At 60.0% G+C, this 723-nt stretch carries 1 protein-coding gene; it reads left to right on the top strand.

Annotated elements, in window-relative coordinates; translation table 11 throughout:
- Window positions 1-723: HtaA domain-containing protein (locus tag H9634_RS14380; RefSeq protein WP_191727487.1), on the top strand; the 723-nt coding region annotated here is incomplete at both ends.

The following is a 723-nucleotide window of genomic DNA, read 5'->3' as shown; positions in this document are numbered from 1 at the left end:
GTGGGGGGTGAATAAGGAGGCCGGGTCGGGTGCGTACTATCCGGGGTCGTGCAACTTCCTCTCAGCTGGTGTCTCTGGTGATGCTGGGAAGGCTGCGGTATGGCCAAAGGATGAGAAGCTGTTCAAGCCCGCCGATGGGAATGTCAAGATCCTCCGGCCGGCCGGTGGCGGTAAGACGCAGCCGATCACCTGGGAGAACAAGTGCCAGACAGCAGACGGTGCGAAGGTCGATACGCGGGGGACGTCCTCAGATAACTTCGTCCAGATCTCCGGTGGCACCGGCACAGTCGACACTGAAACGGATACCGGCACGATCGAGTGGAAGGGCTCGTTCACGATCGTGTTCTACTCCGGGTTCACCTATTGGTCGGTCAGTGACCCGAAGCTGGAGGTCACCAACGGCAAGGGAAAGATCACCGGCACATTCTCCGGGTACGGCGCCGATATGGATGACCTGGAGAAGTGGGAGAAACTGACCCCGCAGAAGGGTGTCATCGCTGATCTGTCCAACAGCCGGGTTGATCTGACGGAGAAGGGCTTCACCGTCACCCCGGACTATGCCGGAGTCGATTCGGGGCAGTCGGATCAGGATAAGAAGAAAGACGGCTGGGGGTCGTTCCCGAAGAGCTGGGTCGATTTCAACGTCAAGACCGGGCAGAAGCAGTACTGGTACACCTCCGGCGGGGCTGCTGACCCCCGCAAACCCACCACACCCATCAACGT

Source organism: Brevibacterium gallinarum (assembly GCF_014836885.1).
GTDB classification, from domain to species: Bacteria; Actinomycetota; Actinomycetes; order Actinomycetales; family Brevibacteriaceae; genus Brevibacterium; species Brevibacterium gallinarum.
The sequence above is the reverse complement of the archived record's forward strand: the minus strand, read 5'-3'. Positions and strand labels throughout refer to the sequence as shown.